Annotated in this window: 14 protein-coding genes and 1 other annotated feature (1 of these 15 running past the window's edge); of the genes, 5 read left to right on the top strand and 9 right to left on the bottom strand. The window is 40.0% G+C overall.

The genetic code is table 11. The features are described from left to right. Nucleotides 1–196: a binding site (T-box leader), on the bottom strand; it reaches 50 nt to the left of the window's first position. Between the two features lie 145 nt (nucleotides 197–341). The 3 genes from FZC88_RS04150 (at nucleotide 342) to FZC88_RS04140 (ending at nucleotide 4,873) form a co-directional block, all read left to right on the top strand. After that, entirely contained in the window at nucleotides 342–1,157 is an 816-nt protein-coding gene (locus FZC88_RS04150) for an STAS domain-containing protein (protein ID WP_148993751.1), read from the top strand. 554 nt (nucleotides 1,158–1,711) lie between these two features. After that, nucleotides 1,712–2,926 (top strand): S8 family peptidase, encoded by a 1,215-nt coding sequence (locus FZC88_RS04145; protein ID WP_148969163.1) that lies wholly within the window; start codon nucleotides 1,712–1,714, stop codon nucleotides 2,924–2,926. Between the two features lie 369 nt (nucleotides 2,927–3,295). Beyond that, nucleotides 3,296–4,873, top strand: a complete 1,578-nt coding sequence (locus tag FZC88_RS04140; RefSeq protein ID WP_148994276.1) for a M4 family metallopeptidase — start codon at nucleotides 3,296–3,298, stop codon at nucleotides 4,871–4,873. 133 nt (nucleotides 4,874–5,006) lie between these two features. On the opposite strand, the gene FZC88_RS04135 is transcribed toward FZC88_RS04140, so the two are convergent. The 8 genes from FZC88_RS04135 to FZC88_RS04100 form a co-directional block, all read right to left on the bottom strand. Continuing rightward, nucleotides 5,007–5,282: an adhesin gene (locus tag FZC88_RS04135; RefSeq protein ID WP_148993750.1), complete on the bottom strand. Its 276-nt coding sequence runs from the start codon at nucleotides 5,280–5,282 to the stop codon at nucleotides 5,007–5,009. 36 nt (nucleotides 5,283–5,318) lie between these two features. Next, nucleotides 5,319–5,735, bottom strand: a complete 417-nt coding sequence (locus FZC88_RS04130) for a protein-tyrosine phosphatase family protein (RefSeq protein WP_148993749.1) — start codon at nucleotides 5,733–5,735, stop codon at nucleotides 5,319–5,321. 12 nt (nucleotides 5,736–5,747) lie between these two features. Beyond that, on the bottom strand, nucleotides 5,748–7,520 hold the full coding sequence (gene arsA, locus FZC88_RS04125; RefSeq protein ID WP_148993748.1) for an arsenical pump-driving ATPase: 1,773 nt from the start codon (nucleotides 7,518–7,520) through the stop codon (nucleotides 5,748–5,750). A 15-nt stretch (nucleotides 7,521–7,535) separates the two neighbouring features. Beyond that, nucleotides 7,536–7,898, bottom strand: coding sequence for an arsenite efflux transporter metallochaperone ArsD (arsD, locus tag FZC88_RS04120; protein ID WP_148993747.1), 363 nt, complete (start codon nucleotides 7,896–7,898; stop codon nucleotides 7,536–7,538). Between the two features lie 135 nt (nucleotides 7,899–8,033). After that, nucleotides 8,034–8,453: an arsenate reductase (thioredoxin) gene (gene arsC, locus FZC88_RS04115; protein WP_148993746.1), complete on the bottom strand. Its 420-nt coding sequence runs from the start codon at nucleotides 8,451–8,453 to the stop codon at nucleotides 8,034–8,036. Nucleotides 8,454–8,481: 28 nt separating this feature from the next. Next, on the bottom strand, nucleotides 8,482–9,780 hold the full coding sequence (locus FZC88_RS04110) for an arsenic transporter (protein ID WP_148993745.1): 1,299 nt from the start codon (nucleotides 9,778–9,780) through the stop codon (nucleotides 8,482–8,484). Nucleotides 9,781–9,794: 14 nt separating this feature from the next. Next, on the bottom strand, nucleotides 9,795–10,139 hold the full coding sequence (locus FZC88_RS04105; protein ID WP_148969171.1) for an ArsR/SmtB family transcription factor: 345 nt from the start codon (nucleotides 10,137–10,139) through the stop codon (nucleotides 9,795–9,797). A 235-nt stretch (nucleotides 10,140–10,374) separates the two neighbouring features. Next, nucleotides 10,375–11,856, bottom strand: a complete 1,482-nt coding sequence (locus FZC88_RS04100; protein WP_148993744.1) for a SulP family inorganic anion transporter — start codon at nucleotides 11,854–11,856, stop codon at nucleotides 10,375–10,377. A gap of 268 nt (nucleotides 11,857–12,124) precedes the next feature. Here FZC88_RS04100 and FZC88_RS04095 point away from each other — a divergent pair, with 268 nt between their 5' ends. Further along, nucleotides 12,125–12,541: a universal stress protein gene (locus FZC88_RS04095; protein ID WP_148993743.1), complete on the top strand. Its 417-nt coding sequence runs from the start codon at nucleotides 12,125–12,127 to the stop codon at nucleotides 12,539–12,541. 98 nt (nucleotides 12,542–12,639) lie between these two features. Continuing rightward, entirely contained in the window at nucleotides 12,640–13,320 is a 681-nt protein-coding gene (locus tag FZC88_RS04090) for an SGNH/GDSL hydrolase family protein (RefSeq protein ID WP_148993742.1), read from the top strand. Between the two features lie 41 nt (nucleotides 13,321–13,361). On the opposite strand, the gene FZC88_RS04085 is transcribed toward FZC88_RS04090, so the two are convergent. Beyond that, nucleotides 13,362–14,411 (bottom strand): M14 family metallopeptidase, encoded by a 1,050-nt coding sequence (locus tag FZC88_RS04085; protein WP_148993741.1) that lies wholly within the window; start codon nucleotides 14,409–14,411, stop codon nucleotides 13,362–13,364. Between the last annotated feature and the right edge of the window lie 240 nt (nucleotides 14,412–14,651).

The following is a 14,651-nucleotide window of genomic DNA, read 5'->3' as shown; positions in this document are numbered from 1 at the left end:
GTCACCATACCAACCTCTTTGGATACATTGTATATCCTATCTCTATAACGGGAGAAACCGATGTATTCACTGCCTGAAAGAGCTTCATACATAACTCCAAGTCTTTTACCATAATGAACATGATGGCTCTTTTTCAGCTAATAGAGCTCTCTGTACATCAATTACTCCATTATAATTTTCTCTTCATCGTTAATTGGAAATATTTTAAATTAATGAAATTATAAGGTAATGACATCATATTGTCAATATACCTGGTATACTATTATTCTAGTCTTTCCAGCCTATACTAAAAATTAATAATACTTTATAATAAAGGAAAATCATACATCTGGAGGAGAAAAATGACTCACCACACAATCACTACTTCTATTGGGGATCAACTGATTGAGAGAAAGCATGAAATCGCCAATAACATTTTCTCAGAGCTTTTAGCTGCTTATCCAACAATTTACGTGGAAGCACGAAGAATTGAAAGCCTTCCTTATTTTGAGCAGCTTATCGAACTTATAGGTGAAGGCTTGCTAAGGGGAGAAAATAACTTAGACAAATCAAGTCAGTGGGGAAAGGAAGTTGGAAGACTTGCTTCAGGCCAAGGAGTTCCTTTGCACATGTCCATAAGTAAATCATCCTTATATAAAAAAGTGATATTAGAAAATATCGTTTTGCACAATGAAGCAACCATTTCTAAAGATATCCTACTGCAAATCACAAACGATATCGATCACACATTCACCACTATGATTTCTGCTTTTTGTGAAGCATATAGTGAGTATGCAGAAGAACAGCTGAAAATATCTGAAGAAAAGTATTTGTCCTTATCCACTCCAGTCGTTCCCATCTTCTCCGACTTGGCAGTATTGCCTCTCATTGGACAAGTGGATGAAGTACGTGGAGAAATGATGGCTGAGCATGTCCTTCTTGAGTGTAAAAAGCTATCCATTCATAAATTAATCATCGATCTTTCCGGTGTGTATGAAGTGAATCCATTGTTCCAACAGGGAATCATGAAATTGATTGACAGCCTTAAATTATTGGGAATCGAACCGATTTTATCGGGTATGCGCCCAGAAATGAGTATCGAATTTGTACAGATGGGAATAAACATTTCAAGCTTGAAAATCTATCAATCTTTAAATAAAGCAGTAGAAAATCATTAAAATGATATAGCATAACCTAAAGGACTTCATAGACAGAAGTCCTTTTTCTTATAAGTAATATAAGTAATGTTGAGTAATATAAGTAATGTTGCCCTCCACTCTCCCCTTCCTAGAGGGACGGACCTCTAAATCCATCTCTCTAATGATGCAATTTTTAGCATTTATGCATAATCACCATACTCTTTTCAATAAAAATGGAGGTCCGTCCCTCAAAAATTTTAATAATGAGGTTGGGAAAATGCGGGACTGTTTTCCTATGGTTATTTTTGTTTTTGTGGGAGTGTGGAGGAAAGTTTTCTTGAATCTCGGTGATTTTTGCATTTGGCCACCCCTTAACTCCCAAAAATTTACATATTCTGAATTGTTGACCTATTCTGTTTTTTGGAAGGGTCTGCTAGAATCCTAGTTAGCAAGAATCATATACATACTTTCTCATACACACTCTCAATTATTCTTGTGAATTTTCATAAGAGGAGGTTATTCCACAAGCAAACGTTTCACTAATCCATTCATTTGTCGTTGAGCCAAAAAAAGAAAATCGGAGGAATGCTATTATGAAGTTTAAAAAAATTGCTGCTTTATCTCTAGCTGCTTCACTTGCTCTCGTACCTAGTTTCGGAGGAAGTGCCTTTGCACAAGATCAAAACCCTCTTGAGAAAGCCCCGAAAAAGACAGTTGTCAGTAAAAGCCTCGAAAAAGGCAGCTATACAAAAGGTGAGGTTATTGTAAAATTTAAAGACGGTGTGGCAGAGTCTGAAAAAGGAAACACTCTCAAAAAAGTGAATGCTTCTGCAGTAAAGGAAAAAGCTAGTAAGAAGAAGCCTTTTGAAGTGTTAAAAGTAGGAAATGTAGAAGCAACTGTAAAAGCATTAAGTAAGAATCCTAATGTAGAATACGCTGAACCTAACTATACTTTCTCAGCCACCTGGACCCCAAATGATTATTACTACCAAGGATATCAATATGGACCACAAAACACGTATACACCTAGTGCATGGGATCTTGCACGCGGGAGCAGCGGTCAGGAAATCGCCGTTCTTGATACAGGTGTAGATTATAACCACCCTGACTTAGACGGCAAAACGATTCGTGGATATGATTTCGTCGACAATGATTATTATCCGATGGATTTAAATGGACATGGTACACATGTAGCTGGTACCGCTGCGGCTGAAACGAACAACGGAACCGGGGTTGCCGGTATGGCTCCTAATACAAAGATTCTTGCCGTTCGGGTATTAGATGCCAACGGAAGTGGATCACTTGATGATATCGCGGCAGGTATTCGTTACGCTGCAGATCAAGGCGCTGAAGTTCTAAATCTTTCTCTTGGTTGCGACTGTAATACAACAACGTTAAAAAGTGCGGTTGACTATGCGTGGAACAAAGGGTCTGTCGTCATTGCCGCTGCAGGAAATGACGGAGTATCAACAACGTTTGAGCCAGCTTCTTACCCTAACGCCATTGCAGTAGGAGCAGTTGATTCCAGAGACCGTAAAGCTTCTTTCTCAAACTATGGAACTTGGGTGGATGTAACCGCTCCAGGAGTTGATATCGCTTCTACCGTACCTAACAACGGCTACTCATACATGTCAGGTACATCGATGGCTTCACCTCACGTTGCAGGTTTAGCGGGATTACTTGCAGGGCAAGGACGAAACAATGTTCAAATCCGTCAAGCGATCGAACAAACAGCTGATCCTATCAGCGGTACAGGCTCTTACTTCCAGCATGGAAGAATTAACTCTTACGATGCTGTAAGATACTAAAAAAGTGTAAAACACCCCTCAACCAATTGGTTGAGGGGTGTTTTACATTGATTGAATCTATTTCCCCAACAAAATAGAAAAAACCACTCTCCTTTTATAACCCTACCCGCTTATATTAACACTAAAAAAATTACAAATTCTAACAAAAGATTTATATCTTATATAAAGATTCGTTTTCATGAAAATTTTCCTGAATACTACTATTAATGGTCTACTCTATATCCTCAAAAAGTCCTTCATTTTCTCAATACCTTCTTCTTCGTTCGTATGATAATCTATTTTTGACAGAATTTTTAGAAAAAAGGAGGAATTGATTTGAAAAATAATAAAATCATTAGCGTTGGGCTATCCATTGGTTTACTGTCTGGAATGATGGCTACGGGGAGTTTAGCTGCACCATCGGACACTGCTCTCTTTCAAATGAATAAAAAAGAAGGAACACCCGAATTTGTTTCAGGACTACTATCTGCCCCATCCGGGAAAAAAGCGGAGACAATCGTCCTCTCCTTTTTAGAGAAGAACAAGGCGAAATTCAAGCTTTCTGATAAGAAATCGGACGAGCAGTTCAAGGTGTTGTCTGTCGAAAAAGATGAACTTGGAAATAAAGTCGTTCGCATTCAGCAAACCTACCATGGAGTACCTGTTTGGGGTTCCACACAGTCAGCAGTTGTAAAGGAAGATGGCACACTTCAAGCTTTTTCCGGTACTGTCGTAGCTGACTTGGAACAAAAGATAACCTCATTAAATAAGAAAGTGAACGCGAAAAAAGCCTTAAAGATTGCTAAGAAAGACCTTGGACTCCATCCAAAATTAGAAAGAGATGCTAAACCGGAATTAGTCGTCTATACAGATGGTGATTCAGCTTCCTTTGCATATTTTGTAAACCTGAATTATTTAGAACCGTCTCCTGGTAACTGGAACTATTTTATTGATTCTAAGTCCGGAAAGATATTAAATAAATACAATGACATGCATGAAGTCACAGGAACGAATCAAGTAGGCACCGGTAAAGGCGTATTGGGTGACTCTAAACCGTTGAACACAACCCTTTCAAGTGGAAAGTACTATTTGCAGGATAATACTCGGGGAAATGGTGTGTATACATACAACATGAACAATCGTACCTTCTTCCCACAATTTTTCTTACCGGGCACATTGTGGTCAGATAGCGATAATGTACTTAATACTGCATACGATGCTCCTGCAGTTGATGCTCATTATTTCGCAGGTGTCACGTATGACTTCTATAAGGATAACTACAATCGGAATTCTTATGATAATCAAGGCGCTCGCCTGGTGTCTTCTGTTCATTACAGCAGCGGCTACAATAACGCTTTCTGGAATGGATCTCAAATGGTTTATGGTGACGGGGATGGCACGACGTTTGCCCCACTTTCAGGCGGCATTGACGTTGTTGCCCATGAATTGACTCATGCGGTGACAGACTTTACTTCTGACCTTGTGTATCAGAATGAATCGGGAGCCTTAAATGAAGCGATTTCAGATATTTTTGGTACATTGGTAGAATACGAGAATGGATCGAATCCAGATTTCGAAATTGGAGAAGATATTTATACACCTGGCACATCCGGTGATGCCCTCCGCTCCATGAGCAACCCTGCTAAATACGGTGACCCTGACCACTACTCTAAACGTTATACTGGTACAGGAGATAACGGGGGTGTTCATACAAACAGTGGAATCATTAATAAGCAGGCTTACCTTTTAAGTGAAGGTGGTAGTCATTATGGAATAACCGTTCCCGGAATTGGCCGTGAAAAGCTTGGGGATATTTATTATCGTATGAATACAGTGTACCTGACAGCTTCCTCAACCTTCAGTCAGGCAAGAGCTGCAGCAGTCCAAGCTGCAACCGATTTATTTGGAAGCACTTCAGCCGAAGTCAATGCTGTTAAACTATCATTTGATGCAGTTGGAATTAACTAAAGAGTTTGCCAGACCAGCAGGGATTATGTCCTTTGCTGGTTTTCTTCATTGGAAATTGTTCTTTCATCATCAAAAAAAGCCTGTTTCTAAGTACAAAAGTACCCAGAACAGACTTATTCTATTTAGGATGACCTTAACAGCAGCCGCTATCCGGAACACCCACTAATACTAATCCCCCATCTTGGACATCTAATGTGATATCATCAGTCATAGAAATCACATTCGTATCAAAGGCAACCGAAACCCCATTAATTTCTTCCACTTTATCTGTTGCTTGAGCTGAATCTAAAGAAACGCCAATTTGTGGCCCACAGCATCCCCCTTGATTAAGAAAAAATCTGATACCTTCCGATCTGTTCTCTTCCATTGCATTCAACAGTAATTCTTTTGCTTCATTCGTAATATTCATTGTAAACAATCCCCATTTCTTTTTAAGGTCCGTCCCTCAATTCTTTGGATATAACTCTTTTAATACATTTTTCAGTTCTGGTTTGATGTTGATTTTTGGTCGGACATTCTTTGCTTTCGTTTCAGCTTCTTCGAGTGTGGAGGCTTCTCCCAGTGACAGTAGAGTTCCTGCTGCGACCGTGCCTGTCCGGTTACTTCCTCCGTTACAGTGGAAGTAGATGTTTTTGCCATTTTGATAGGCTGTTACCACTTCATCGATTGCATGCCTTATGGACTCTTCTTGTTGATCAGCATTCTCTACAATTGGACGATGCATGCGGGACACATCATCAAATTCCACTCCAGGTGCTTCAGCTCGTAAGTCGACAATTATATCCACTTTATCACGAACTGAGTCCACATCTTCGAAACCCCCGATATAAATTCGGTCTTTCACTAATTCATTATAATTCATTGTTATCCACCTTTACTTAGAGAAGTCCATCAGTTTTTTGTACCCTATCTTTTCTTCACTCATCCATGGAATGAGAGCGGTCTTGTTTGCATAGTCGTAATGCACTTTTTGTATCCATTCCCGCTCTGAGACAGACCTGCCTCTTAACACGGGATCTGTTGTGTCCGTTGCAGATAGGCTTTGATTAATGATCCACCACTTTGGGTGAATCTCCGCTCGATGCAAATCTTCCTGGAGTCGTTTCGCTTCGAAAACAGGGGTAGCTTCAGGTAATGTCACTATCACTACGCTCGTTTCGTTTGGATTACGAAGACGTGGCAGAAGATTTTTCACATGATCTTCCACCTCTCCTTTTGAACGCGACACTTCTTTCGTATAAGATTCAGTCGCATCCAGTAAAAGCAGAGTATGACCCGTTGGAGCAGTATCGATCACGACTATTTCTTCATCCGCTTTCCCTACTATCTCTGCAAAAGATTGAAAGATGGCTATTTCTTCGGTACAAGGGGAGTTTAAATCTTCCTCCAGATACGCCAATCCTTCTTCATCGAGACCCTCTGCAGCTTTAGAAAGAACAGACTTTTTATACGACTCAACCGTTTCTTGCGGGTCGATCCGGCTGATTCTTAAGTCGTCCTTCCCTCGTTCTTCTTGGAACATATGAGTTAAGTGGGCTGCAGGATCTGTTGTGGTTAAATGTACCTTATGTCCCCTTTCAACCAATCCAACAGCAATGGCAGAAGCAATAGTGGTTTTCCCCACTCCACCTTTACCCATTGTGAAAATGACTCGGGTGTTATTCTTGGAGAAGTCATCTATCACTTCTATTAATCCGGGAATTTCAATTGATTCATCGTCATCAACAGTTACGGCATTCGGGTTAACCTCTACATGTGAGAATAATTGCCTCAAAGAATTCGTTCCCGTTAAGGAATACGCTACATAAGGTAGCGAATACGTTTGAATTTCCTTAAGAGCAATCGGCATTGAACGTAATGCTTCTTGCTGACGGCTGTAAAAGGCCGATGCAATCGGATCATCCCATTGATGCTTACCCATTAATCCATTTACAATCAACATTTGATTTTTTATTCCAATATCCTTGAGTTCCGTTGATGCCCGGTCAGCTTCCATTAACGATGAAGAATCCGGCCGTGCAACAAGTACAAGAGCTGTTTTTTCCTTATCGGATAAAACGTTAACAGTGGAAGAATACATATCCTTCTTGTCTCCAAGCCCTGAAAGAGGTCCCAAGCAAGAAGCTCCATGTGTACTCTCTTCCAAGAATCCCGTCCAAGCTGTTGGAAGCTGCAGTAATCGGAGTGTATGACCTGTCGGTGCCGTATCAAATACAATATGATCAAACTTATTTACTATGGCAGGGTCTGAAAGCAAGCTTGTAAACTCATCAAAAGCGGCAATTTCAACTGTACAAGCACCAGACAGTTGTTCCTCCATATTACTTACTACAGATTCTGGGAGCTTCCCTCTATATGGTCCAATAACTTTTTCACGGTATGAAGCTGCTGCTTCTTCCGGATCAAGATTACAAGCGGATAATTTCGGTAATCCTGGAACTTGTTTTGGTTGATTGGTAAGTTCGGTTTCTAATACATCCTGTAAATTGGAAGCTGGATCTGTACTGACAATCAGCACCCTTTTTCCTTCATCAGCAAGGGCAATGGCTGTTGCACTCGCCGTAGACGTTTTCCCCACTCCGCCTTTTCCTGTAAAAAAGAGGAATGGTGTATGATGGACAGCCTCTAATTGAAACGATGTGAACATTCTACCCCAACTTTCTTATTTCTTATTAATATCCAATGTCAGTCGTACTTTTCTTTTCTCATTCAAATCCTCAGCCGGTACTTCAAACCATTTTGAAAAATCTTCATTTGAAGGATATTTTCCAACAGCGGCTTGTTTCCCATCAACAAGCGTGACAGGTAAAGCATCCGGACCTTTATCGTGTAAAATACGGTTGATCACTTCATGGTCAGCAAATGCCCCTGGATCATTCGCTAAATTGTATCGGCTAATATCAAACCCTCGTTTTTCAAGTGAATATACAGCATTCGCGACGCGAGTAAGCTCAGGGTCAATACTGGGACCACAAACCCCCGTCGAACAACACATTGCCGGATCAAAAATTTCAACCTTAACCATCAAAATCCCTCTCCCTTTACTAAGCTTGTATGAAAAAAGCCGAGAAGAATCTCTCGGCTTTATAAGGAGGGACGGACCTATTGTACAATACCTCATATTTACAATTCACAATGAGGTCCGTCCCTCTATTTCTGTTTACTTTCCAGTTTCAGCGAATGTTTTGATGCGGTCGCTGATTTCATCACGTACGCGTTGGAAGAATGCCCATTTTTCTTCATCCGTTCCTTCGGCTTTTGCCGGGTCATCGAAGCCCCAGTGCTCACGCTTGACATGCGGAGGAGTCATTGGGCATTTATCAGCTGCATCACCACAAAGTGTAACGACTAAGTCTGCATTGTTCAAAATGATAGGATCGATAATGTCAGACGTTTGGTTTGAAATATCAATTCCCGCTTCTTTCATTGCTTTAACGGCGTTAGGATTTAATCCATGCGCTTCAATACCGGCACTTTTCACATCCCAATCTTCTCCTAAATGATGCTTCGCCCAACCTTCTGCCATTTGGCTGCGGCATGAGTTACCTGTACATAGGAAGTATAGTGTTTTTTTAGACATAATAATCGAGCTCCTTTTGTTGTAAGTTTTAAGATATGATCATTAACCAGATATATAAACCAATAAGGGTAATGAGTAACGTTGGTACGGTTAAAATAATTCCTGTTTTAAAATATTGCCCCCATGAGATTTTCACGCCTTTTAATGATAAGACATGTAACCATAAGAGGGTTGCCAGTGAACCAATTGGGGTGATTTTCGGACCAAGATCAGAACCAATGACATTGGAATAAATAAGGGACTCCCGAATAACCCCTGTAGTGTTCGTATCCATTATCGCAATCGCATCGATCATAACGGTCGGCATATTATTCATCACCGATGACAATATCGCTGCAATGAATCCCATTGAAATCGTAGCGACGAACAGCCCTTGATCAGCGGCAACTTGGATAACATCGGTTAACACATTCGTCAGTCCTACATTACGCAAACCATACACTACCACGTACATTCCAATCGAGAAGAATACAATCGCCCATGGAGCACCTTTAATGACCGTTTTCGTGTTGACAGCTGAGCTTTTCCTAGCCATTAATAAGAAGAAAATTGACACGATACCTGCGATGATCGATACAGGAATGTGCAGTGATTCACTGATAAAGTAACCAACAAGCAAGATACCAAGTACAATCCATGATAGCTTAAACATACGCTGATCTTTAATCGCTTCAACCGGTTTCTTTAGCTGGCTGGCATCATAATTCTTTGGAATGCTTTTTCTAAAGAACAGATACAGTACCAGTATGCTTGCAAACAATGAGAAGAAGTTTGGAATGATCATTCTTGATGCATATTCTACAAACCCGATATCAAAGAAATCGGCTGATACGATATTCACAAGGTTACTCACGACAAGCGGTAATGAAGTCGTGTCGGCGATGAATCCACTTGCCATGATAAATGGAAAAACCATTTTTTCTTCAAAATTCAAGTTTCTTACCATTGCCAAAACAATTGGAGTCAATATCAACGCAGCTCCATCATTCGCAAAAAACGCTGCAACAACCGCACCTAATAGGGAGACGTAAACAAACATTTTAACGCCATTCCCCTTTGCTGCTCTCGCCATATGTAGAGCAGACCATTCAAAGAATCCAATTTCATCCAGAATTAAAGAGATAATGATAATAGCAATGAATGCTAAAGTCGCATTCCATACTATTCCTGTCACAGCCACAACATCCTGGAAGTCGACAACCCCTACAATTAAGGCAAGGATCGCTCCTCCACAAGCAGACCAGCCAATGGACAATCCTTTAGGCTGCCAAATCACGAGGACCAATGTGGCCACAAAAATCATGGTAGCTAAAATTACTGATAACACGGGAAACCCTCCTCCTAATTACAAGAAATGCGTAATCCTTGCTTTTCTAATGCTGTTAATCGATCATCCTGATTAGGCAAGTGTTCCATCAAGCTTTGAACAAACGGATACGCATCACTTTCTTTGTTAAGAGAGTAAAAGACCCATTGACCCCTTCTTAATTCCCTCACAAGTCCTGCATCTTTCAATTTACGAACATGCTGTGAGATGGCAGGCTGACTCATTTTGAATATCTCGACAAATTCACACACACAGCAGTCATTGGATTCTAATAGTTTCACCATGGTAAGACGGGTTTTATCCCCTAAAAGCTTTAACATTGTTGCCGCCCTTTCAATATCAACTTTTGATTTAAGCATGTAAACACCTCCTCAAACACTTATTTTATTAGCATATTATTATTTACTTATATAATAAGAAAAAATAAGAACCTTTCAAAAGGCTCTCATATAAGTTCTTGCTTATATAATAAAATACTTATATGCTTATTTCAACCTTTTTTCATGATTCTTTAGTTTTGGGGCGCAAATTGTACAAATAAATATAATTAGAAAAGTCCTTGATCACTTGACCAAGGACTTTTCAAATTCTTACTTAATGGTTAACGGCTTTATCTAATCCACCCGGCTTATTATGCACAGCCAATTTGTCAATTAATTTATTACTTTCAGTATTCAGACCAATCAGATTTACTTTCACGCCATTCTGATGGTACTTGATAACGATTTTATCAATAGCTCCTACGGCTGAATCATCCCATAAATGTGTGGAAGTTAAATCCAGTGTTACTTCCTTCACATCTTCATTGAAATTAAAGCTTTCAACAAATTCCGTAACAGAAGCAAAGAACAATTGACCTGACACACGGTATACCTTCTTATGAGTTTCTTCAGAAGCCATCGTGGTAATCTTCACTTTTGATATTTTGGAAGCGAAGAATACAGCGCTTAAGATAATCCCGACAAGAACACCTTTAGATAAATCATGAGTAAACAATACAGTGACAACTGTTGCAATCATAACAAGAGAGTCTGTAATCGGCGTTTTGTGTAAGTTTTTCACCGAAGACCAATCAAATGTCCCAACGGATACCATGATCATAACACCAACTAAAGCTGCCATTGGAATTTGAACCAAGAAATCATTGAGCAATAGGATTAAGGTCATCAAGAATGTACCAGCCACAAAAGCTGATAAACGTCCTCGTCCACCTGACTTAACATTAATAACAGATTGTCCGATCATCGCACAGCCAGCCATTCCACCGAAAAGACCGGATACGATATTCGCAATCCCTTGACCTTTTGCTTCTTTATTTTTATCACTTGTGGTATCTGTCATATCATCAACAATAGACGCAGTTAACAGAGACTCTACTAACCCTACAATTGCAATGGATAAAGAATATGGGAAAATGATTTGCAATGTCTCGAAGTTAAATGGAATATCAGGAATCAAGAAGATAGGTAATGCTTGAGTAAGCTCCCCCATATCTCCAACTGTACGTACTCCACTTCCTGTCATCACCGCGAAAATAGTAACAGCGATAATTGCCACTAATGGTGATGGAACTGCCTTTGTAAAGCGGGGTAAAATATATATGATCCCCAACGCACCAGCCACCATAGCATACATGATCCACGATTCTCCAACAAAGTGTGGTAATTGTGAAGTGAAAATCAAGATGGCAAGGGCGTTCACAAATCCAACCATAACAGAACGTGGTACAAATTTCATTAAGCGGCCAAGTTTAAGGACACCCATGATAATCTGGATCACACCTGTTAGGATGGTCGCTGCTAACAGATACTGTAATCCATGATCTGCGACCAACGTCACCATCACCAGTGCTGTAGCACCCGTGGCGGCAGAGATCATTCCCGGACGACCGCCTACAAAGGCAATCACTACTGCAATACAGAAGGAAGCATATAACCCGATCATTGGATCGACACCTGCGATGATAGAAAATGCAATTGCTTCCGGGACCAATGCCATAGCCACGACTAAACCGGCTAACACATCTCCACGGATATTACCAAACCACTCATATTTAATTTTTTGACTTAAACTCATAATGCACCTCTTCCTGTTTAATTATGACTTTCAACTCTCATGAAAGTCGGGGCCGTTTAACACAAGGGACATTATATAATGGATGATTTAATTTGTGAAACGGTTATGAAAGCGCAAACATAACAATTTAACTTTCATTTACTCTTAATTTCACTGATAATCTGCATCATTTCAAAAACATGTAAATAAATCTTAAAGTTCCGAAGAGGAAATTGAATAATAATATAGAACTAAATACTAAACGCTTTCATCGGATGGAGGAAAAGCAATGTTCAAACATATTCTTCTAGCAACAGACGGATCTGAACACTCTCTAAGGGCAGGAGAAAAAGCGATTGCTCTCGCAAGATGCCATGAAGGCTCTAAAATAGATATTGTATACGTTGTAGATGGGAAGCAATCCAAGGAAGATGTTCTGCACCATTGGGGACTGGATGCAGCAGATAAACGGAAGCAGAAACTGCAAATGATAGAACAAAAAGCCAAGCATGAAGGCATCGACTATGAGATTATCTTTTTACACGGAGAACCGGGGCCAACCATTGTTGAGCATGCAAACAAAAACAACTTCGATGCAGTAGTCATCGGAAGCCGGGGATTAAATGTGTTTCAGGAAATGGTCTTGGGAAGCGTAAGCCATAAAGTTGCAAAGAGGGCTAAATGCCCAGTGATGATCGTGAAATAAAGTAAGACTTCCTATTTGGAAGTCTTCCTCTATTTCAACCTTACAAATAATCAAAAATCATCAGTACCCGCTCTAATATAAACAAAGGAGGGCATCCCATGAAAATTGGACTTATTGGAGATAGTTTAACGGAAGGCAGACCGGGGGTATCATTCGTCTCATTTCTTCAAAAAAAGTATCCAAATTATCTTTTTGACAATCTTGGAAAACCTGGTGAAACTGTTAAGAGTTTAAATAACCGTCTCACTGATAGCCCTTTACAAAAAAACTATGACCTTACATTTCTCTGGATCGGCGTGAACGATGTATACTCCAAGCTGTTAAAAATTCAGTCGCAGCCAGTTGTAAAAGATCATGATGAGTTTAAAGATTATTATCGAAACATACTTAAGAACATTTCTTCCTCAACCCGATACACCATCGCGGTTTCTCCAGCTATAATCGGTGAGCGTCTCGATAACGAATTCAACATGGAATTAAAGGAACTATCTTTCATAATCCAATTCATCACGGGCAACAATCCCTCCATCCATTTTCTAAATATGCAAGAGGTTTTCCTTCAACATTTATCCACTGGAGACAGCAGCAATTTTATCAACACCAGCATCTTTAGCATCATGAAAGATGCTCTTTTTTATAAGAGTCCTCCCCGAATTGACCACCTTTCTAATAAACGGGGATTGAAGTATACAATAGATGGTATTCATTTAAATAGTCACGGCGCCATGATCGTTGCTGAAAAATACGGAGAGTATATTGAAGAATTGCTCCAAACTTAATAGAGGCCCTTTCCGTCAAGAAGGGCCCCTTTTCAACATTTTTATTCACTTTCACTGCGATTGTATGAGCTTTCAGGAAGCGTGTCCCAGAAAGAAGTATCAGCATCTTCAATTGATCCGTCAGCAATGGCTTTTGCCGTAGCTTCTAAACTAATGACCGCTTGCTTAATAAGATACCCATTACTCTTTTGACCCAGAACATAATCATCGCGATAATGATCAGCCATTCCTCTCATTTCAAAAAGAAGAGTTGCTATTCCATATTCAACCGCCAGTCCGTTACGGCTAATCGTCGGTGCTGTGCCACCGATGTATTTTGATAACGTACCAAATCCACGACTTTCCACCGTGTTGTAAAGAACAGTACCCAGCCGTTTCGATTTCTCCACTACTTCAGGATCCACTTCTTCATTCGTAGGGTAAAGTATAGATCCCGATACGAGTTCATCGGTATCTCCAAGCGTTGTTTCGGCTCCTTGATGATGAAGATCGATCATATAATCAGGTTTGTACTTTTGGAGGACGTTACCATGAAGAGCTTGTGTTTCTGGTTGTAAGCGGTCCACGTGATCACGATTTAAATCGACTTCATTCGCATTGTAGCGGGTGTGAGTCCCCGAAACATAATCCTCAAGGGAGAAATTAACGTCTCCTTCTGCTCCATCCACATTTAATCTCGGAGCAACCAAAATATTCACATTCTCGAGCATTTCTTTTACTTCTTTTGAGTTCGATGTAAGGTGCTTGATGAACTGAAGAGCCCCTTCAGTCGTCAATGTTTCATTTCCGTGCTGCTGAGTTAAATAAAGGATCGTAGGATTGTTTTCATTTGTTCCAAACTTCGCAAGGTAAATATCTCGTCCCTTGACGGATTGACCATACACTTCTAAGGAAAGAGCATCCGATTTCTGATCTAAATGTTGAAGCATACTCACCATTTCTTCATAATTATGTAATCGCTCGTTTTTGATCGTCTCGTTCCCATTATATCCTGGACCATTTGCAAGTACAGATGCACCCGGTGCAGAGAAAGCGATCCCTGAAGCTACCAGCACACCCGAAAGTGCTCCAACCATTAATTTATTCTTCATTATGTATTCCTCCTTTTATTTCGACTCCCTAATCTATTTAGAGATAAAAGGATTGAAACCCTTTTCCATTTGCAAAAATGAAACTATGGTACCGAATTATGGAACTGAGTGTGAATATAAGTTCCTATGACATTTCGGAAATGGTTGAGTTTTGTCAAACTAATAGCAGGAGACTAATTATTCAGTCCCTATCCTCTATAAAAAAAGAGAAGCTAATGAAATATCAGCTTCTCACCAAAA

Source organism: Rossellomorea aquimaris, from assembly GCF_008180865.1.
In the GTDB taxonomy this organism is placed as follows: Bacteria; Bacillota; Bacilli; order Bacillales; family Bacillaceae_B; genus Rossellomorea; species Rossellomorea yichunensis.
This window is presented reverse-complemented; position numbering and strand designations above follow the sequence as displayed.

What these genes read in the sequence shown, in the direction of transcription:
- FZC88_RS04145 (WP_148969163.1), top strand. Translation starts at nt 1,712, where the DNA reads ATGAAGTTTAAAAAAATTGCTGCTTTATCTCTAGCTGCTTCACTTGCT.
- FZC88_RS04140 (WP_148994276.1), top strand. Translation starts at nt 3,296, where the DNA reads ATGATGGCTACGGGGAGTTTAGCTGCACCATCGGACACTGCTCTCTTT.
- FZC88_RS04130 (WP_148993749.1), bottom strand. Translation starts at nt 5,735, where the DNA reads ATGAATTATAATGAATTAGTGAAAGACCGAATTTATATCGGGGGTTTC.
- FZC88_RS04095 (WP_148993743.1), top strand. Translation starts at nt 12,125, where the DNA reads ATGTTCAAACATATTCTTCTAGCAACAGACGGATCTGAACACTCTCTA.
- FZC88_RS04090 (WP_148993742.1), top strand. Translation starts at nt 12,640, where the DNA reads ATGAAAATTGGACTTATTGGAGATAGTTTAACGGAAGGCAGACCGGGG.
- FZC88_RS04150 (WP_148993751.1), top strand. Translation starts at nt 342, where the DNA reads ATGACTCACCACACAATCACTACTTCTATTGGGGATCAACTGATTGAG.
- arsA (WP_148993748.1), bottom strand. Translation starts at nt 7,520, where the DNA reads ATGTTCACATCGTTTCAATTAGAGGCTGTCCATCATACACCATTCCTC.
- arsC (WP_148993746.1), bottom strand. Translation starts at nt 8,453, where the DNA reads ATGTCTAAAAAAACACTATACTTCCTATGTACAGGTAACTCATGCCGC.
- FZC88_RS04105 (WP_148969171.1), bottom strand. Translation starts at nt 10,139, where the DNA reads ATGCTTAAATCAAAAGTTGATATTGAAAGGGCGGCAACAATGTTAAAG.
- FZC88_RS04085 (WP_148993741.1), bottom strand. Translation starts at nt 14,411, where the DNA reads ATGAAGAATAAATTAATGGTTGGAGCACTTTCGGGTGTGCTGGTAGCT.
- FZC88_RS04135 (WP_148993750.1), bottom strand. Translation starts at nt 5,282, where the DNA reads ATGAATATTACGAATGAAGCAAAAGAATTACTGTTGAATGCAATGGAA.
- arsD (WP_148993747.1), bottom strand. Translation starts at nt 7,898, where the DNA reads ATGGTTAAGGTTGAAATTTTTGATCCGGCAATGTGTTGTTCGACGGGG.
- FZC88_RS04100 (WP_148993744.1), bottom strand. Translation starts at nt 11,856, where the DNA reads ATGAGTTTAAGTCAAAAAATTAAATATGAGTGGTTTGGTAATATCCGT.